General features: G+C 55.1%; 15 protein-coding genes and 1 tRNA gene. 3 read left to right on the top strand and 13 right to left on the bottom strand.

The window, feature by feature from the left end:
- Positions 1-13: 13 nt before the first annotated feature.
- From L466_RS04275 to L466_RS04245, 7 genes are all read right to left on the bottom strand, one after another.
- Positions 14-1,252, bottom strand: coding sequence for an MFS transporter (locus L466_RS04275; protein ID WP_032681525.1), 1,239 nt, complete (start codon positions 1,250-1,252; stop codon positions 14-16).
- Between the two features lie 184 nt (positions 1,253-1,436).
- Complete coding sequence (pheP, locus tag L466_RS04270) at positions 1,437-2,825, bottom strand: phenylalanine transporter (protein ID WP_014168959.1); 1,389 nt, start codon at positions 2,823-2,825, stop codon at positions 1,437-1,439.
- 102 nt (positions 2,826-2,927) lie between these two features.
- On the bottom strand, positions 2,928-5,111 hold the full coding sequence (locus L466_RS04265; protein WP_032681526.1) for a TonB-dependent receptor: 2,184 nt from the start codon (positions 5,109-5,111) through the stop codon (positions 2,928-2,930).
- 215 nt (positions 5,112-5,326) lie between these two features.
- On the bottom strand, positions 5,327-6,367 hold the full coding sequence (locus tag L466_RS04260) for an ABC transporter ATP-binding protein (RefSeq protein ID WP_032681527.1): 1,041 nt from the start codon (positions 6,365-6,367) through the stop codon (positions 5,327-5,329).
- A 1-nt stretch (position 6,368) separates the two neighbouring features.
- The gene (locus L466_RS04255; RefSeq protein WP_014168956.1) at positions 6,369-7,943 is read right to left on the bottom strand and encodes an ABC transporter permease; all 1,575 of its coding nucleotides are present in this window, start codon (positions 7,941-7,943) and stop codon (positions 6,369-6,371) included.
- Between the two features lie 24 nt (positions 7,944-7,967).
- Positions 7,968-8,984 (bottom strand): iron ABC transporter substrate-binding protein, encoded by a 1,017-nt coding sequence (locus L466_RS04250; protein ID WP_032677574.1) that lies wholly within the window; start codon positions 8,982-8,984, stop codon positions 7,968-7,970.
- Positions 8,985-9,314: 330 nt separating this feature from the next.
- Positions 9,315-9,391: transfer RNA gene (locus L466_RS04245), tRNA-Arg, on the bottom strand.
- A gap of 278 nt (positions 9,392-9,669) precedes the next feature.
- On the opposite strand from L466_RS04245, the gene L466_RS04240 reads away from it, so the two are divergent.
- The 3 genes from L466_RS04240 (at position 9,670) to fimZ (ending at position 12,554) form a co-directional block, all read left to right on the top strand.
- Positions 9,670-10,368 (top strand): EAL domain-containing protein, encoded by a 699-nt coding sequence (locus L466_RS04240; RefSeq protein WP_032681528.1) that lies wholly within the window; start codon positions 9,670-9,672, stop codon positions 10,366-10,368.
- Positions 10,369-10,392: 24 nt separating this feature from the next.
- Positions 10,393-11,109, top strand: coding sequence for a helix-turn-helix transcriptional regulator (locus L466_RS04235; RefSeq protein WP_014168953.1), 717 nt, complete (start codon positions 10,393-10,395; stop codon positions 11,107-11,109).
- Positions 11,110-11,921: 812 nt separating this feature from the next.
- Positions 11,922-12,554 (top strand): fimbria biosynthesis transcriptional regulator FimZ, encoded by a 633-nt coding sequence (fimZ, locus tag L466_RS04230; protein ID WP_014168952.1) that lies wholly within the window; start codon positions 11,922-11,924, stop codon positions 12,552-12,554.
- Positions 12,555-12,605: 51 nt separating this feature from the next.
- Here fimZ and sfmF read toward each other — a convergent pair whose 3' ends face one another.
- From sfmF to fimA, 6 genes are all read right to left on the bottom strand, one after another.
- A complete protein-coding gene (gene sfmF / locus L466_RS04225) occupies positions 12,606-13,130 on the bottom strand; it encodes a fimbria assembly protein (protein WP_032681530.1) in 525 nt (174 codons plus the stop codon).
- 9 nt (positions 13,131-13,139) lie between these two features.
- Positions 13,140-14,147 (bottom strand): type 1 fimbria D-mannose specific adhesin FimH, encoded by a 1,008-nt coding sequence (fimH, locus tag L466_RS04220; RefSeq protein ID WP_020885154.1) that lies wholly within the window; start codon positions 14,145-14,147, stop codon positions 13,140-13,142.
- The gene (locus L466_RS04215) at positions 14,140-16,701 is read right to left on the bottom strand and encodes a fimbrial biogenesis usher protein (RefSeq protein ID WP_032681531.1); all 2,562 of its coding nucleotides are present in this window, start codon (positions 16,699-16,701) and stop codon (positions 14,140-14,142) included. Before L466_RS04215 ends, fimH begins: the two co-directional genes overlap by 8 nt.
- A 14-nt stretch (positions 16,702-16,715) precedes the next feature.
- A complete protein-coding gene (gene fimC, locus L466_RS04210) occupies positions 16,716-17,408 on the bottom strand; it encodes a type 1 fimbria chaperone FimC (protein WP_020885156.1) in 693 nt (230 codons plus the stop codon).
- A gap of 34 nt (positions 17,409-17,442) precedes the next feature.
- Positions 17,443-17,988: a type 1 fimbrial protein subunit FimI gene (gene fimI / locus L466_RS04205; protein ID WP_020885157.1), complete on the bottom strand. Its 546-nt coding sequence runs from the start codon at positions 17,986-17,988 to the stop codon at positions 17,443-17,445.
- 67 nt (positions 17,989-18,055) lie between these two features.
- Entirely contained in the window at positions 18,056-18,619 is a 564-nt protein-coding gene (fimA, locus tag L466_RS04200) for a type 1 fimbrial major subunit FimA (protein ID WP_014168946.1), read from the bottom strand.
- Positions 18,620-18,733: the final 114 nt, after the last annotated feature.

Genomic DNA, 18,733 nt, shown 5'->3' on the forward strand with positions numbered 1-18,733 from the left:
CACCTCCTGAACGTTACGCCTTGTCATCGTCATATTTGAACGTGAGAAGGAAAATCAGCGCAATCACCGCTGCCGCCACCGCCGGGATCCACCAGAAGGTGACCCACGCCTGCGGCACGGCCTGTCCCGCCACCAGACGGTTATACAGCGCGCCAGAAATCTGCGAACCAAGCAGCATGCCGATGCCATAGGTGAACATCACGATCATGCTCTGCGCCTGGCCTTTCACCTTTTTGCCCGCCACGCGGTCGGTATAGATAAAGCCCACCACAAAGAAGAAGTCATAGCACACACCGTGCAGCAGGATGCCGAGATAGAGCAGGAAACGTCCCTCCTCACTCACTCCCATGGCAAACATCGCGTAACGGACAAACCACGCCAGCATGCCGACCAGCAGCATAACTTTCACGCCCAGACGGCGGAAAAGCAGCGGGATCACCAGCATGAAGACAATCTCTGACATCTGGCCGAACGACATCGCGGTGCTGACATCAGCAATCCCGGCATCCGCCAGGTATGAGGCGGTGTAAGCGTAGTAGGTGCCAAGCGGCACGGAAATCAGCATTGCGCAGACGGAAAAGACCAGGAAGTGGCGGGTTTTCAGCAGGGCAAACGCATCAGCGCAGAACAGATCGCGAACCTGGACCGGCAGCCCTTTTGCCGGGGCGGGCGTGTGCGGCAGCGTCAGGCTGTAAAGTGCCAGCAGCACGGAGCTCGCTGCCGCAACCTGGAAGATCGTGACGCTGGAGGCCACGCCGGTAACGCCGATAAAGATCCCCGCGACAATCCAGCCGATCGTGCCGAACACGCGCACCACCGGGAAGGTTTTATCGACGTTTGCCAGGCTGTGAAACGCGATGTTGTTCGTTAACGCCAGCGTCGGCATATAACAAAGCGTGTAGCCAAACAGCAGGCCAATCAGCAGCGCACCATTTTCAGCGATCAGCGCCCCCGGAACGAACCACAGGATAGCCGCGCCCGCCAGGTGCATTACCGCCATCACCTTCTGCGAGGCGAAGAAGCGATCCACCAGCATCCCGAGCACGAACGGCGACAAAATAGAGGCGATGGGCCCGGCGGAGAACGCATCGCCAATCAGCAACGACATGTTGTGCTGGGTCATCACCAGACCCAGCGTGACCGACCAGCTACCCCAGATAAAAAACTGCAGAAACATCATCAGCGACAGACGCGGAACCAGCAGCCGGTGCTGCGCTATCACCTTTCCACTACTTTCAGTTGTTGACACCATAATGAGCCTCACCCTAGAAAAGTAATCGATTACAAATACCCTCAAATGAAAAGTAATCGATTACAAAATAAAGATCCTGTGGATCAGGAGAGATTTGGGAGAGGGGTCACGATAAAGAGGTTTATCGCGTTGGGATGGGAAACTGGATGGCTCGCCCTCTCCCACCGGGAGAGGACGGCATGCATTATTGCTTGCGGGAAAGTTTAAATGCCACAAACAGGAAGATGACCCACACCGGGAGCAACATCGCGGAAAGGCGCATGTCGTCCATGGTGCACATCAGCACAAGGATCAACCCGAGGAAAGCGATGCAGAGATAGTTTCCTGCCGGATAAAGCAGCGCTTTAAACTGCGTCTCACGTCCCTTACGACGCATCGCGGCACGAAAACGCAGGTGCGCCAGGCAGATCATGATCCAGTTCAGCAGCAGGGTGGCAACCACCAGCGCCATCAGCAGGCCAAACGCCTCTTTTGGCAGCAGGTAGTTGATCACCACCACCAAAGAGGTGATCGCACCGGACAACAGCAGAGAATTCACCGGCACGCCGCGACGGCTGACGCGGGTTAAGAACTTCGGCGCATTCCCCTGCACGGAGAGGCCAAACAGCATCCGGCTGTTGGAGTAGACGCCGCTGTTATAGACCGAAAGTGACGCCACCAGAATAACGAAGTTCAACGCTGAGGCCACCACATTGCTGTTGAGATCGTGGAAAATCATCACAAACGGACTGCTGTTTGATTTCACCTCAACCCAGGGATAGAGCGCGAGCAATACCACCAGCGAACCGATGTAGAACAGCAGAATACGGTACACCACCTGGTTGACCGCTTTCGGAATGCTTTTATGCGGGTCGCGCGCTTCAGCGGCAGTGATACCAATCAGCTCCAGCCCGCCGAAAGAGAACATGATCACCGCCAGCGAAAGGATAAGCCCCTTCCAGCCGGTCGCCAGGAACCCCCCGTGCTGCCACAGGTTGTCGATCGTGGCACGCTCACCGCCGTGACCCGAGAACAGCAACCACAGGCCAAAACCAATCATGCCGATAATCGCCAGCACCTTGATGAGCGCAAACCAGAACTCGGTTTCACCGTACAAACGGACGTTCACAAGGTTGATGGCATTGATGATGATGAAGAAGGCCGCCGCCCAAATCCAGGTGGGCACATCCGGGAGCCAGTACTGCATGTAGATGCCAGCGGCGGTCAGCTCTGCCATCCCCACCAGCACAAACATCACCCAGTAGTTCCAGCCGGAGAGGAACCCCGCAAACGGGCCCCAGTATTTATACGCAAAGTGCGCGAACGAGCCTGACACAGGCTCTTCGACGACCATCTCGCCGAGCTGGCGCATGATCAGGAAGGCGATAATCCCGGCGAGGGCATAACCCAGCAATACCGCCGGCCCCGCCATCTGAATGGCCGGGCCGATGCCGAGAAACAGCCCGGTACCGATAGCCCCACCGAGGGCAATTAACTGTATATGTCGATTTTGCAAACCACGTTGCAGCGTCGGATTCTGTTCCGACGAAGCTTCAGCGCTACCGGTGCCTGAAGCGGATGACGCGTCTTTCACGCCCTACCCCTGTCTCTTTTTTAGAAGGGGCACGTTTTAACACTTCAGGCTGGTGGTAGCAAGGGAATGGGGCATCCCTGCCCCGGATAACGAGCGGCGTTCTCAGAATGCGTAGCCCACCGAGACTTTAAAGGTACGCGGTTCGCCCTGGGTGATGTAGGTACCTGAATCATCCACGCTGGACCAGTAGTTTTCATTGGTCACGTTGTCGATACCCGCACGCACCGTCATCTGATTTTGATTGTGGTTAACGGCGAAGCGATAACGCATACCCAGATCCAGCGTAGTGTAGCTGTCCAGCTTTTTGGTGTTCGCCAGGTCCGCGTATTGCGTGCCGGAGTGGTTCACGCGCGCGGTAGCGGTCAGGCCATCAATCGGTTTGATGTCATACTCTGCGCCCAGAACGGCATAGAAATTCGGAACGCCAATCGCATCATTGCCCTGGTTGAGGCCGTTGTTGGTTTTGGTCAGCTCCGCCTGCAGCCAGGTAGCGCTGGCGTTCAGACGGACGCCCAGCAGGGGCTCACCGAACACATTCAGCTCCACGCCGCGGTTACGCTGCTCGGCATCAAGACCATAATGACCGTTGCTGTTGAGGATCGCCGACGGCATTTTGATCTCAAACAGCGCCAGGGAGCCGCCCACGCGACCAAAATCCGCCTTCACGCCCACTTCGTTCTGCTTAGAGTGAACGATGCCGGTGCTCTGCCCGTAGTTGGTGGCGGTGTTAGGGGCTGATTGACCCGGCTGCAGCGCTTCGGTGTGGTTGGCATACAGGGAGATCGCCTCCCACGGCTTGTAAACCACGCCGTAGGTAGGCATCCAGCGGCTGCCGTCGAAACCGTCTGCTTTATTTTCCTGCCCGGTAATTTTGTTGTATCCGCGAATGACCACCTTCTGATGACGCGCCCCGGCGGTAAACAGCAGTTTGTCGTCCAGCACGCCCAGCGTATCACTCAACAGCCAGCCCTGCGTCCGGGTACGCCCGCTGGTGAGCGGATCGCTGTAATTTCCGCCTAAGCCGTTGAAACTGGAGCTGTCCGGCATATCCACACCGGTATTGTGATAGATATTGGTGGTTGGGTTATCCGCCGCCGACGACATTTTCCAGCCGATTTTTTCGTTTTTGGTCATCGCGGAGTAACCGACGTTGACTTTATGCGTTACGAAGCCGGTAGCAAAGTTACCGCGAATACCCGCCATCCCGCTGACGGAATCGCTGATGCGGTTGGTATCAAGACGGCTGACCGTCGCCTTACCGCTTTTATCCAGCAGCTTCGGCGCGCTGTAAATCCCTTCTTCGTGAGCGTGCTGCGCACCGAGGCCGGTATAGGCCGTCCAGTTATCGGTAATGTCGTACTCGCTGCGCCACATCCCGAATTCATTTTCGATGTTGCTGTAGGCCCATTTCTGCGAGAAGTTGCGATCGTTTTTCGGCGGTTCAGGCACGAAATCCACGGCGGAGATATTGACGCTGGTCGGGCTGCCATGGAAGGTTTTCTTCTGATACCCCACATCCAGAGAGGTGCGGAAATTGTCGCCTTTGTAGTCGAGGCCGGTGGAGAGCAGCGTAGTGCGGCGGCGATCGTTGGGCACCCCGCTTTCCCCTTCGCGATGAACGAGGTTCACGCGCGCGCCAAACTGGTCGTTGTCGCCATAGCGACGGCCCGCATCCAGCGTGGTGCCAAACTGGGAATCAGAGGTGTAATCAACGCCCACTTTTGCCTGCGGCGTTTCATCCGCGTGTTTCGGCTCAAGGTTAATCATTCCCCCCACGCCTGAACTTGCCGCGCCGTTCATCAGGGCGTTTGCCCCTTTAAAAATCTCAACGCGGTCGACCATCTGCGCATCCACCACCTGACGCGGCAGAACGCCGGACAGGCCGCCGAAGGTCATGTCATCTCCGTCAAACTTCAGGCCACGGATACGGAAGGTTTCGGCGCTGTTGCCGTAACCCTGCACGTACTGCACCCCCGCGTCGTTAGCGACCACATCAGCAATGGTTTTCGCCTGCTGATCTTCTACCAGCTTCGAGGTGTAGCTGATGATATTAAACGGCACGTCCATGGCGTTCTGCTGCCCCAGCATCCCCATGCGTCCACCGTTCGCCACCTGCCCGTCAAGGAACGCCGGCACAAGCTGGTCGCCGCCGGGTTTAAAATCGCTGGCAGGCGCAGACTGGACAATCAGGGTGTCTTCTTTCTTTTCATCCGCCGCCAGGGCGGAGTGCGTGACCGCGCCAATGGCGAGAGCCAGCAGCGTTTTATGCCTTTTCGTGTTGTTCATAATTAACTCATTAAACGTGCGCGCAAAAAGGGCCCGTTGTCGGGCCTTAGAATGTAATCAAGTGCAATGCAAATGAGAACTATACGCATTACATGATTGTTGGCAAGCGTAAACGCACGTCACTGCGTGAGAAAATCGGTTAACAGGCGTGGGAAAGCAGGAGGACGTATGGACGGGATAGCGTGGCATAACCGCCCCGTTTCCGGGACGGTCTTTCAGGCGCGGCAGGAGAACGATAAAACGCGGGCGGTTCCCGCAACATCAATACGCACAGCCGTACCCGGATTCCAGCCTGGCTGGCTTACAGTCTTCAGAACAACAGGCTCCTGCTGCCCGGCAAACGCCAGGGTGAGCGTGGACAAATGACCGGTAAAATCGACATCAATTATCGACACCGGGCTTTCATGCCGCGCGCACGCCGTCACGCGCAGTTGTTCAGGGCGCATCATGACCCGGCCCTGCCCGGTGGCATGCGTATTGTTGGTGGGTATCTCACCCAGCGCGCACACCGCATGGCCGGCGGTAAGCTGAGCGGGCAGGATCACCGCGTCGCCCAGAAACAGCGCGGTCTCTTCATCAACAGGCTGAGTGTAGACGTCATACGGGGTACCCACCTGGGTAAAGCGCCCGGAACGCATTACTGCCACCTGGGTGGCAAAAGATAACGCTTCGTTTTGATCGTGCGTCACCAGAATCGAGGCAACGCCCGCTTCCGCCAGCAGGTCAGCGGTCGCTTTGCGGGTCATGGCGCGAAGACCGGTATCGAGCGCCGAGAACGGCTCATCCAGCAGCATCAATGAAGGACGCTGAGCCAGCGCGCGGGCGAGCGCCACACGCTGCTGCTGTCCGCCAGAAATCTCATGCGGCCAGTGGGTCGCGAGCTGCCTGTCCAGCGACACCATCTCCATCAGCGCCTCTACGCGCTGGCGCTTTTCGTGGCGCGTGCCGTCCAGCCCCCAGGCAATGTTGTCTGCAACGCTGAGATGCGGGAATAACGCCCCCTCCTGGGGAACAAAGCCGATGCCGCGCAGATGGGCGGGAACGAAGCTGTTTTCGTCAAACAGCGTTCGGCCCTGCATCACTATCCGCCCGGCGTCCGGCGTTTCAAAGCCGGCAAGAATGCGCAGCAGCGTCGTTTTCCCTGACCCGGACGGCCCGACTATCGCCGTCCGGCTCCCCGGCGCAACGCTCAGGTTTAAGCTGTCGAGCACCTGCACACCGGAAAAGGATTTAGAAATGGACGTCAATTCAAGCATGTCATAGTCCTGCAATTTTTTTCGACTGCACGTAGAGGATGGCGGTCAGCGGGAGTGAAATCAGGATCATCAGCATCGCGTACGGCGCGGCGGCAACATAATCGATCTCACTGGTCAGCGCCCAGAAACCGGTGGAAAGCGTGCGTGTTCCCAGCGGAGAGAGCAGCAGCGTGGCGGTCAGTTCGTTGCTGACGCCGAGAAAAACAAGCGCAGCCCCCGCGGCGGCACCCGGCGCGGCCAGCCGCATGGTGACGCTCCACAGCGCCTTCGCAGGCGTGCTGCCAAGGCTACGCGCCACGTTTTCCAGCTCTACCGGCGCCTGTGCAATCCCGGCCCGCAGGTTGATGAGCGCGCGGGGCATAAACATCAACAGATAGGCGAGGAACAGCGTAATTTCCGTCTGATAAATGGGACGGGCGTAATGAATCGTCACCGTTACCAGCGCGAGAGCGGTCACAATCCCCGGCAGCGAGCTGGTGATGTAGATACACCCTTCCAGCATCCGGAAGACGCGGTGCGGATAACGGATACCAAGCCACGCAATGGGGATCACGCAGGCCGTGGTCAGCAGTGCCCCACCCACGCCGAGCATGAGCGTCTGGCGCAGGGAGTGCCAGAGGTCCGCGCTCATCCAGTTCTCAATACCGCCCAGCCAGACCCAGCGACAGAGCACAATTAACGGTACGCCCAGCGCCAGCACGATCAGCGTGAGGAAAAACAGCTGGCCCAGCGTGGCCGCGACCGGCTTCAGCGGCCAGCGTTTCTGTTCACGTGCGGCCCCGCCGCCGATGCGCGCATAGCGTGCTTTTCCGCGCGTCACCCCTTCCAGCATTAAGATGGCCAGACAGCATAAGGCCAGCACACCCGCCAGCATATTGGCTGCCGGGCCGCTGAAGGTAGACTGAAACTGGTCATAAATCGCGGTGGTGAACGTATCAAAGCGGATCATCACGTACAGGCCGTATTCCGCCAGCAGGTGCAGCGCGACCAGCAGCGCCCCGCCGCAGATAGCAAGCTTGAGCTGCGGCAACACTACGCGGAAAAAGACCCGCCACGGCGGCGTGCCGAGCGACGCGGCCACATCTTCAAGCGTCGGGTCGAGGCGGCGCAGTACCGCGGCAACCGGCATGTAGATAAACGGGTAGTAGGCTAAAACAGAGAGAAATACTCCCGCGGAAAGACCGTGCAGGGAGGGGACGACGCTCACCCAGGCATAGCTTTGTACAAACGCGGGGATTGCCAGCGGGGCGACCGCCAGCGCAGACCATATTCCCCGCCCGGCCAGCCGGGTACGCTCCGTGAGCCAGGCTATCGCCACGCCGGTCACAATACAAAGCGGAACCGCTAAGGCCGTCAGCCACAGCGTGTTGCTGAGCAGTTCAGCAACACGCGGGCGGAACACCAGCGTCTTAATGGTCTCCCAGCCCGTCTCAATGCCAATGGCAATGATAAAACCCAGAGGCAGAAGCGCCATTAATGAAAATAAGACAGCTAACGCAACCATCGGCAGCGCAGGTCGCCTGCGGGCAGGCTCCTGCATCCTGTTTTTTCCGATGTCGAGACTCAGACCAGACATAAGGCGTTCACTTAACTCTCAGGATCACAGCAGGCCGGCTTGCGTCATCAGCTCGATAACTTTTTTGCTGTTAAGCGTTGAAGGTTCCACTTTCGGCGCATCCAGATCTTTCAGCGGAACCAGTTTCGGGTTAGAGGCCGCGTTCACGCCAACCGCATATTCAAACGCGTTATTGGTGCGCAGGCTCTCCTGACCTTCTTTGCCGGTGATCCACTTGATGAATGCCTGAGCCTGTTCTTTGTGTTTGCTGGACGCCAGTACGCCACCGCCGGAAAGGCTGACAAAGGCACCCGGATCCTGATGTTTGAAGTAGTAGAGTTGGGTGTTTTTGCTGTTTTCACCCGTTTTGGACTGATCGACAAAACGGTAGTAGTGATAAATCACACCGCCATCAATCTGGCCGGCATTAACGGCTTTCATCACGGTGCTGTTACCTTTGTAGGCCACAAAATTGGTTTTCATCGCCTTCAGCCACTCAAGGGTGGCCTGCTCGCCTTTCAGGGCCAGCATCGCACTTACGATCGCCTGGAAATCCGCGCCTGACGGCGATGCCGCCCAGCGGCCTTTCCACTCAGGTTTCGCCAGATCCATCAGCGATGTTGGCAATTGCTGTTCGCTCAATTTTTCCGGGTTATAGACAAACACCGTGCTACGCGCAGCAATCCCGATCCAGCGGCCGTGCGCAGGACGAAATTCCGCAGGCACCTGCTTCAGGGTCTCTGCATCCAGTGGCGCGAACAGTTTGGCATTATCCACCAGAACCATTGATGGCGAGTTTTCCGTCAGAAACACGTCTGCAGGTGATGCCGTGCCTTCCTGAACCAGCTGGTTACCCAGCTCGCTGTCATCGCCATTACGCAGCGTCACCTTAATACCTGTTTCTTTGGTAAAACCGTCAACCCACGCCTTCACCAGATTTTCATGCTGCGCGTTATAAACAACGATACCTTCGTTGTTATCAGCGGCAAGTGCTTGTGTGGAAAGGAAAAGAGATGAAGACAACAAGGCAAGCGAGAAGCATGACAACAGGCGAGAATTCATGAACATATCCTTTATAGACCAGGGTGATTTACCACGCATAGCGTTGTGGGACAGGATTAAAGCATACAAAAACGCTAATGATAATTAGTATCAATCAAGTTTAGTCGTAAAAGTGTAAAATATTCTTATACAGCGGATAAATATGATAAAAATCCAGATTATAAAAATGGATGAAATAAAGATTAAGAAAGCCTTAGGCTGGAAAAATAACAAATATTCATTAGCGTTCTATTTATTTCCCGATTATTTAATCGACAGAATGAGATCGGCATAAACGTGTATTTAGCGTAAAACGGGAGAGTGGAAGCGAAAAAGGGTGAAGGCAGTAAATGGCACGCCCTGTAGGATTCGAACCTACGACCTACGGCTTAGAAGGCCGTTGCTCTATCCAACTGAGCTAAGGGCGCACTGAGAAGAGTGAACTTCGCGGTGGTGAAACGCCTGGAATTATACGGTCAATGACAGGTGAGTCAATGCCTTTTCGGCTTTCAGGGGCAATTACCGCTAGCCGATTGTAAATACGGCTGTTTTTTCAACATTCATCGCTTTTCCGTCGTAGAATTTCGCGCTGCGAAAAGGCTTAGTTGCATTTAAGTAACGCCTGCTGTTTTCCTGAGCGTCAGCTCGTCACACTAGTGTGAGGTATCCCGGCCGCCTGGAGGCTGACAGACAACAGGACCATGGAGTGACAGCGCAAAACCTGACCTATACGCCCCCCCGGTTACAGTACCTTTCTCAGGACATCGTCGGCATCAAACTTGAGCCCATCGTCGCCCTCTCCTCTTTACGCAGGGTCGGCGTGGAGGTCCTTAGCGTCCTGTCTGAAACGCAGCATAGCGAAGCCTTTTTCCGCCATCAGTCTGCAGACTGGTCGATAACGCTGCTTGAAGTACAGCTCACCGCGTTAAAAAATACCCCGCACTGTAATAATTTTTTCATTAATCTGCCGATAACCGTCCTGACAGAGCCCGACGCTTTTCAGCGGCTTAGCCGGATAAAATGTCCGCCGCTGAATATTGAACTTGTCGACCCCAGTGCTTTTTTAACGCTGTCAGCCGCGCAGAGGCAGACCGTTACCCGGAGCCTGTTGCAGCTCATAAGACAAGGTCACGGTATCTGGCTGGATGACATTGATGAAACACTCATCCCGCCCTTTTTATCCTGCCGGTTACCGTTAAGCGGCGTAAAAATCGATAAGGATGCATTCTGGCGTCTACGCGCCACGCCCGCGCTACGGCAACTGGTGTCCCGGTGCTTTCAGCTTGCCGGGAAAGTGCTTATTGAAGGTATTGAGACTGAGCAGGATTGTACCTGGGCACTGCAGGCAGGCGCAGAACTCGGCCAGGGCTATTACTGGCCGTCCTGGACATGGCCGGAGGATTAAAAAGCCATTTCCAGGGGGGAGGCCATGCGAATGACAGTGCGCCGTTACCGGCGGCGGCGTACAGGAAGTGATGCACTGGGATTTACGCACTCGCCTTTTGCTCCCCCCTTCTTCGACCGGCTCGAATTTTTGAGTCAGTCCATCAGCCAGCCCCGCAAAACAGACGCTCCGTTTATCATTCTGGTGACGGAGGATCATTTTCTACGCACCGGTTTTCTCAACGGCCAATTCCCCCTGAGCAGCTGTTGCGACTATCCCACGCTGGAGGATGCGTTTAGCGCCCTGGCCCAGTGGCCTTCCGCCCGCCTGGTGGTGGATATTGAAAGCCGCTCCACTGCGCTGATCGACAAGCTGGATCAGCTCAGAAGGCATAGCCTCTATCCCCCTTTTCTGACGCCCTATCTGTTAGTCAGGGCGGATAATTACGATACTCGCCTGTTCTGCAAAGCGGCGGGCCCTTTTCACGTGCTCGAACGTCAACTGACGCCGTCTGCTTTCCAGCACAGCCTGATGGATACCAGCCCTCCCCAGGGCTGCGATAAAGACTGGTTCTCCCGCACCGAATGGCCTATTTTGCAGGAGTTATCGCGGGGGAAGACCCTTCGCCAGATAGCGTTGATGCAGAATCGCCCCTATAGCCGCATTATCTATCGTCTCAGCTGCATTCTGTTGAAACTGGGTCTGACCCATCGCCAGGAACTGCTGCACCTTCTCAATAACCTCTCAGACTGCACCTTCTAACCCACCCACTAAGCCCTTATTTCCTAAAGACCTTTAGGAATTTACTTATCAATCATGTTACTTATTTGTTAAATTTTAACAATAATTTCAATTTTATAACTATTCCTAATTTACGGGCTTAAACCATGTGAAATGTCACAGAATGAATAATCTGCAGCACTTTCCTCCGTGCGTTAAGTGTTTGATAAAGGAGTTAATAAGACGATAATGATGTAAAAACAAGCGGCTCGGCGAGACTGCCTGGCAGTCAAAAGCGAAGTCTGTAGTATGTTCTGCTGTACGACGGGTGCCCTTTCCGGCGACGACCCGATCACTTTCAAACGAAGGTCTGGTGCCCTCTGTGAACACTTTTTCACCATCCGTTCCCGCTTTCAGCCCCTGAAAACGGCCGTCGATTTGTTAACATTTGATCAACATACAGTGTGATATGTCATTTTTTGTTATTACATAAAGATCAAAAGATGCGGTAAATGGGATAACAGGATATTTAATCTAATTTTAAAAAAATAGCTATTCGGATCCAGAAGATAATACAAAGTAATAAGCGAGGGGTAATTTACAGGGTTTTCGGAAAAAACTTACACGGTATAATAAGACGCGTATCAAATATGAATAAGAAAAACCTTTTTGCCAACACCAGCCAAATGAGATGACCGCGCTGAGGCATAGATTTCTTCACTACGTTAACAAGGATGCTTTCGCTCTTTCCAGGGAAATACTACGGTATAAGGATCTGCACATTTATCCTTCCGGCATTTCGAGAGTTTTAACCAAACTCGGCATAACGCTTTTAACAGTCTGAGGCATTAAAAATGAAACCGGCATCCGTTATCATTATGGACGAACACCCTATCGTCAGAATGTCGATAGAAGTCCTGCTACAGAAAAATAAAAACATCACAGTCAAACTCAAGTCTGGCGACAGCCATGAAGTCCTTGACTGTATCCGTAACCACCCTATCGATCTGGTGATCCTGGACATCGAACTTACGGGCACAGATGGCTTCGCTTTACTGAAGAGAATCAGAAACTTAAATAAAGACATCAAGGTCCTGTTCCTCTCTTCAAAATCCGAGTCTTTTTACGCGGGACGCGCCATTCGCGCCGGGGCAAATGGTTTTGTCAGTAAACGAAAAGATTTGGGCGAGATCTACAACGCCGTTGAAATGATCCTGATGGGCTATTCTTTTTTCCCGTCGGAAACGTTGAATTTTATAAACCATTTGGGTTCGGGGAAAGGGATGGTCGCGGATATGCCATTATCGAATCGTGAGGTGACGGTATTACGTTACCTGGCAAATGGTTTATCCAATAAGGAGATTGCAGAGCAGTTGCTATTAAGCAACAAAACCATCAGCGCACATAAATCCAATATTTATTCCAAGCTGGGTGTGCAAAGCATCGTTGAATTAATTGATTATGCCAAAGCACACGAACTGCTATAACCTGAATTCACTCCCTGCAGCTTATCCGAGCTGCAGGGAGTGCGGTCAGCGCTAATTATAATTAATCATGAAGGTGGCATCAGCATCAGCCCGTCCAGGCTGAGGGTTATCAGCAGTGGCAATATAATTGGCATAAAATGACAATGTCGCATTTCCCTGCGCATCAACCGCTACCGGCTGGCTGGCCTCCTGAAGTGCCAGACGCGTTTTATCCGCATCCCTGATCTCGACGGCAACGTTGCTTGCCGTACTGGCGTCATTGAGCGCCAGTAACCCGTTATTGCTTCCGTCGGCTTTACCCGAAAACGTGATGGACGCCGCACCAGGCGGACAGCCGGTCAGCTTCAGCGTAAACGGCATGGGCTGCGTGCGGCTTCCCGTGGTGCTGAGCTGTTTCGTGGGCCAGGTTCCCAGCGTGACGGTCTTGTCGCTATCGCTGCCCTCGGCCACACAGGTAAAATCAACAATGTTGCCGTACATCTGAATATTGATCTCCCCCAGCGCAGTGGCTGCCTGCGCGCTGGCGTGAAGCATCATCAGTGTCATTGCGGCGAAATGCCAGTTCCGGTTCCGCATCTCTTCCCCTTAATCGTAATCCACACGCAGATAACCCCGTGACGTGAAACGGCCTTCCGCAGGCTTATTCCCCGTCACGCTGACCGGCCAGACCCGGATCCCCACCTGCGCCTGCGCGCTGTCGTCGAGACGGAACGGGATTTTGCTGGTCAGGTTGTTGGGCGTTAGCGGGGTACCGCTTTCGTTGGCAATCACAAACCCCACATCGGGGTTATCCGACACCACCGCGTTGCTGGAGACCTTTTCTGCCTCAACGCGCATCGTCAGCATTGCGTTCGCTTCCACGTTGGTGCATTTGATGGCGATGGTTTTGCTTTGCGCGGTTACCCCCTCCGGTTTGTTACCCGCCCCGGCCTTGCTGAACAGGGAGGCACCGATATCGCCGAAGTCAAACTCCACGATATTCCCCGCATTGATGGCGCAGCTTTGCGGCACCTGAATGGTCCCGCTGTAGCTGATGGTGTAGACCGGCGAGGTTAACGGATCAGAAGAGGTAGTGGTGACATAGACGCGGAACATGGTCGCCCGCGGGATCACCACCATATTAATAAACCTTCGGGTCACTTTGAGGCGAAAGACGAGGCTGGAATCCTGAACGCCAAACGGTTTGTTTTTAGAGACGTTCGGGTGACTCCCCATCTGGATGTAACTTTTGGGCGGATAAAATACGCCAGCAAAGCTGTCCGTAATTTTCATTGCCCCATCCAGATAGTCGTTTAGCTTCAGGTACTGATAGCCATCACTTGTTCCCGTGACCGGGTAATCGGTAACATAACTACGTTTGGTCGTGTTCCCGGTGGTACCCTTCGGGCAGACGGCATTCACCCCCACCCACTGCGATTTCTCGCTGAGCGTCACCACCTGTCCGATCTGGTTATTCGAACTGTTAAATTTATCCGTCAGGTCGTAATGCACCTCCGTAGGGACGCCCTTTTCATTCACACACACGGTGGCTAAGGCATTCCCCACGGGCAAAATAGAGAGAAGTGATAAAGCCAGGCAATGGATTTTACTCACAGCGAATCCCCTTAAGTGTGATTGCCTGTTGCAGGCTCTTTTCTGGCAAGCTGTAGTGCGCACGACACTGGGATTGCATCCCGTTGCCCCACTGGATCAGCAGTTCACCTTCCAGCGGCAGGCCGCTCAGGTAAATCTGTCCGTCATCGCCCACCATACTGGTGACGCCGCTCTGGGTTTCACGCACCACGGCACCGAATGGCACAGGCTGGTTGCCGCGCGTGACGGTCAGCAGGGCGCGCACGCCAATACGGGTATCAAAGCTGGCGCGCACCAGCGCCCCTTTTGTCGGCACCACGCTGCTCACGTTATTTTCGATATCGGTGTTATTGCTCATGGTGTTGGTATCCAGCGCCACGCGGTTATAGCGGTAGACGGTGGCATACGGCATCACCGCATAGCCACGCCAGTCGGTTTTCACACCGGTCTGGTTTTCCACGCTCACGCCCGATGCTCCCGGCGCTTTGATCAGAACGTTGGTATCACCCAGCGGCTGGCTGAAGGTTACGCCATCCGCATGGCCGACCACGCCGCCGGAGAGCTGCCAGTTGAGATCGTGCTGGTCGCGTGCGTAGTTGTAGCCAACCCCCAGCGTGCCGTAGGTTGCCTGCCAGTTCGCGCTGGCGCTTCCGCTTGAGCCGTTATTGCTGGTGTGGCCCTGGGTCACGCTGTAGTTCAGGTTGCGATCTTCCAGCAACGTCCCACTGACCCCGGTTTGCCAGCTTGTGTCGCCATCACTGTTACGGCTGGCTGACGCCGTGGCATAGGCGCGGTCAATGGCGCTGTCCCGACGAAAACCCTGGCGGGTAAAGAGGCTGAACGGTACGGAGACGTTAAACGACGCGATTCGGTCCGTGCCGTCTATCCCGACGGATTTGTTCCATGACCAGGACACGGAGTAGTTGACGCCCTTCACGCCGCCCGCGTACCCCAGCTGATACCAGAGGTTGGACTCATTGGTGCCCCAGTACGTCTGTTCGCTACCGGAGATATAGACCGAGCCGTAATCTCCCAGCGACTGGGAAATATTGAGCTGGAAGCGCCCTTTTTTATTCCACGTCAGGTTGTGATAACTCTCCACATCCGGCACACCGTCATCATCCTGGTTGTCGGCATACTGGTAGCCTTCCATCGAACGCCACGCGACATCGTCCAGGGTGTAGAACCCTTTTGTGGAGTAGCGGTAGCCCAGCAGCTGGAAGTTGGTTCCGAATCCGTTAAGCGATTTTGCATAGAGGAAACGCAGCGACTGCCCTTCATGGCGGCTGTCATCCGCAAGCTGGCTGCGGGCATGGGTGATATCGAGCGACACTGCCCCCCAGTCACCGAGGTTTTTCCCGGCCCCGATAGCCACCGCGGTATAACGTGACGCCAGCTGGGTACCGCCGTACAGCGTGTAGCCGTCGCCAAGCCCGGTAATCAACGTACCCTGCGTGAAGAATGGCGTATCCTGTTCGCTGTTGCCGCTGCGGTAATCCCCGGCCACCAGGTCATACTTCCAGCGCCCTTCGCGCTGCAGGAGGGGCACGGTGGAATACGGCACGGTATAGCGCTGCTGGCTGCCATCCTTCTCTTCAACCGTCACCTCAAGGTCACCGCTTGACGAGGTTGGGTTAAGATCGGTGATGGCAAAGGCGCCAGGCTGTACATAGCTTTGATAGATAACGTAGCCGTTTTGTCGAACGACCACTTTGGCGGGCGTTCGGGCGATGCCGCGAACGGTTGGCGCGTAGCCCTGCAGGCTGTCCGGGTACATGCTGTCAGACGAGAAGAGCCGCCCGCCGCGAAAACCCACGCTATCGAAAACGTCATTACCGGTATTGCTGTCGCCCAGCACCAGCTCGCTTTTCAGCGGGATCACGGTGCGCTGCGCCCAGGTGCCAATATTCTGCCAGTTGCTGTGCCGCTGCCCGTTATTCTGCGTGTAACGCCATGCGCCATTATTGCGTAAACGCCACGCGCCATAGTTCAGCCCGCTCTGCAGGTTCAGATAATAGCTGTCGTCCTCGCTCCCGCGGTTGCCGGTAAAGCTGTAGTTCACCAGCGCGGCAGGGATCCCTTCATCCCATTGATCGGGCGGAATGTAGCCGCGTGCGCTGTTCTGCATCGCCACCTGTGGCAGGCTGATATTCAGGCGCAGCGAGGCGAAGTTGAACGCGATCTCACTGCCGGGAATAGCCTTCGCCAGGGGAATACAGGTCTCCCCTTTCACGTTAACCAGCTCAGGAAAGGCCGCGATATTGACGCCAAAACGCTCCAGCATCACGCGCGTAATGCACGGCGACAGCCCACCGGCAACCGGCGGTGTATTGTCGGCCTGCTCGAAGCGAACATCCTGCGTCGCGATAAACTCATCGTTACGCCAGATATCCACGCGATAAACGCCAGGCGCCTGCTGGTGACCTTGTTCAAAACGCGATAAATCCGCCACGTTGGCGGTGTCATCGGACAAGAAGGCCGGGTTAAAGTAGCTTTCGCTCCAGCCAGCCTGTGGCCAGAGCGCTGCCATCAGCGCCAGTGCGACCGGGCAGTAACGTCCCTGGTGATTATTCATCGCCCTGACTCTGCTCACAGGTTGACGCTACGCGCCGGCGTAATGGCACCGTAGTCATTCACGCTCTGCCAGGAGAGCGTACCGCTTGCGGCGGCTGGCAGTACCTGCTGCGCCGAGTTTTTAGGCGCAACCATCAGGTTATCCAGCGTCTGTCCGCCCAGCTTCATATTGACCAGCGTGATGTAATACGGCGAAGCGTTACTGACTTTGAGGTGGTTGCCGACGCGCTCAAAACGCAGCTGCGAGAGCGCCTCTTCCGGCTGCATCGGCAAATTTGTCGGGCGGACAAACAGCTTGATCCGCGACAGGATAGCCAGCTGCAGCACGTTATTATTTTCCGTTTTCGCTTTGTTCACGGACGGGATCGCTTTCACGTTCATGTAGAAGAGCGATTCACGATCGGCAGGCAGCGCGGGCCCGGCATAAATAATGCGCAGCGTGTTTTCGCTGTCCGGCTCGCTGACAAACAGCGGCGGGGTCACGGCAAAGGTTTTTTCTTTTTGCCCGTTCGCATTTTCGATCCACGCGTTGATTAAATAGCGCTCTTGTTTATTGCTGTTGGTGATCGCCAGCGAAGTTTGCTTTGCATCTGCCGGATAAATAACGCGGGTGGCCCCCAGCGCAATACCGCCGGAAGCATTTGCGCATGCAGAAACCATCATTAAAATTAACGATAAAAACAGTCCTGGTTTAATTAGGGTATTCATCACAACCGTACCTTTAATAATGTGTTCGCAGGTGTTATGGATAAATCAACGTAAACCAGACATCCGACTGAATATTGCCTGGCACGAGGTGTTCGGAAATAGCCCGATAGCGGGCGCTAAAATGAAACGCAAGCTCACTGGTATTCACCGGCAACCAGCTGACGGCCGTTGCGTTCGGGATAATCTGACGTTGTTGTTCGTCAAAAAGAGCCAGCCCGACGCCGCTGCTTATCGGTGATTCACCTGGCCGCGATGTCGCCAGAAAAACCTGCGGATCTTCTGCTGGCGTAACGCCCTGAAACTGGATGCCTACGGTGCGCGAGACATCCACGCTGCAATCCAGCAGCCGCACGGTGAAGGGCACATTGACCGTGGAAAAACTGCCCACACCGGAAAATGAATTGGTTCGGTACTGCCCCATTTCGATGCGCATGTTCTGGCTGTCGGGTGCCACGGCGCAGCCGCCGTTCACCAGCTCACCTCTGAGATGAACTTTGCCGCCGTCGATCACCACGGTATGTGCTGAGGCCTGGCAGGCCATCGCAAGGGTTAACAGCAGTAGTGTTCCGGTCCTTGTCATCCTTCGTTCCTGGCCTTAGCGTATGACGGCCTCTTCCCTGAGGCCTGAACATCCCTGTGCGGAGGAATTACTCGTATTTCATTACGAAAGTGGCGTCAGCGTTTGCCTGGCCTGGCTCGGTGGTCGCAGCCGTTGATTTGTAACGCGCGGTGAAGTTCAGGGTGTTAGTCCCTTCAATCAGGTTCTGCGCGGCAGAGAAGGTTGAACCATCTGGAGTCAGGGTGGTGGATTTGCTGTCGAGGATCTCGATGCCCACGCCCTTCGCGGAGTTGTCGTTGTTACCAGAGGTTACCGCCAGCAGGGTTTTGTCGGTTGCGTCGATCTGACCGGTGAACGCAACTGCGGCCGTTTTCGCAACCAGCGGGTCACAATCATTCAGTTCAATGGTGAACGGAATATTAGAGGTGGTGTCACCCACTTTCGTGAACTTCGCGGTACGGTATTGGCCCAGGTTAACCGTCTGCTCGGAAGAATCAGTATTTACTGAACATGCAGCATTAACCAGTTCACCTTTAAAGTGTACGGTACCGCCATTTACGGTAACCGGAGTGGCTGGATCTGCTGCATTTGCGGCACCCGCAACCAGGGCCAGAGTAGCAATAACAGTAGAAGCAATGTTGCTGAGTTTCATGTCTATTCCTTTAAAATGTAAATAACCCTTCCCGCGAATAATCGGGAATAAGAAATACGTTCAATTGATTAATTGAAAGCTTATTTCGGAGGAGACAAAGTAGCTCATGAATGT

The organism is Enterobacter sp. BIDMC 30, from assembly GCF_000534355.1.
Lineage (GTDB): Bacteria > Pseudomonadota > Gammaproteobacteria > Enterobacterales > Enterobacteriaceae > Enterobacter > Enterobacter ludwigii.

What these genes read in the sequence shown, in the direction of transcription:
- L466_RS04275 (WP_032681525.1), bottom strand. Translation starts at nt 1,252, where the DNA reads ATGGTGTCAACAACTGAAAGTAGTGGAAAGGTGATAGCGCAGCACCGG.
- L466_RS04265 (WP_032681526.1), bottom strand. Translation starts at nt 5,111, where the DNA reads ATGAACAACACGAAAAGGCATAAAACGCTGCTGGCTCTCGCCATTGGC.
- L466_RS04260 (WP_032681527.1), bottom strand. Translation starts at nt 6,367, where the DNA reads ATGCTTGAATTGACGTCCATTTCTAAATCCTTTTCCGGTGTGCAGGTG.
- L466_RS04255 (WP_014168956.1), bottom strand. Translation starts at nt 7,943, where the DNA reads ATGTCTGGTCTGAGTCTCGACATCGGAAAAAACAGGATGCAGGAGCCT.
- L466_RS04250 (WP_032677574.1), bottom strand. Translation starts at nt 8,984, where the DNA reads ATGAATTCTCGCCTGTTGTCATGCTTCTCGCTTGCCTTGTTGTCTTCA.
- L466_RS04235 (WP_014168953.1), top strand. Translation starts at nt 10,393, where the DNA reads ATGCGAATGACAGTGCGCCGTTACCGGCGGCGGCGTACAGGAAGTGAT.
- fimZ (WP_014168952.1), top strand. Translation starts at nt 11,922, where the DNA reads ATGAAACCGGCATCCGTTATCATTATGGACGAACACCCTATCGTCAGA.
- sfmF (WP_032681530.1), bottom strand. Translation starts at nt 13,130, where the DNA reads ATGCGGAACCGGAACTGGCATTTCGCCGCAATGACACTGATGATGCTT.
- L466_RS04215 (WP_032681531.1), bottom strand. Translation starts at nt 16,701, where the DNA reads ATGAATAATCACCAGGGACGTTACTGCCCGGTCGCACTGGCGCTGATG.
- fimC (WP_020885156.1), bottom strand. Translation starts at nt 17,408, where the DNA reads ATGAATACCCTAATTAAACCAGGACTGTTTTTATCGTTAATTTTAATG.
- fimI (WP_020885157.1), bottom strand. Translation starts at nt 17,988, where the DNA reads ATGACAAGGACCGGAACACTACTGCTGTTAACCCTTGCGATGGCCTGC.
- fimA (WP_014168946.1), bottom strand. Translation starts at nt 18,619, where the DNA reads ATGAAACTCAGCAACATTGCTTCTACTGTTATTGCTACTCTGGCCCTG.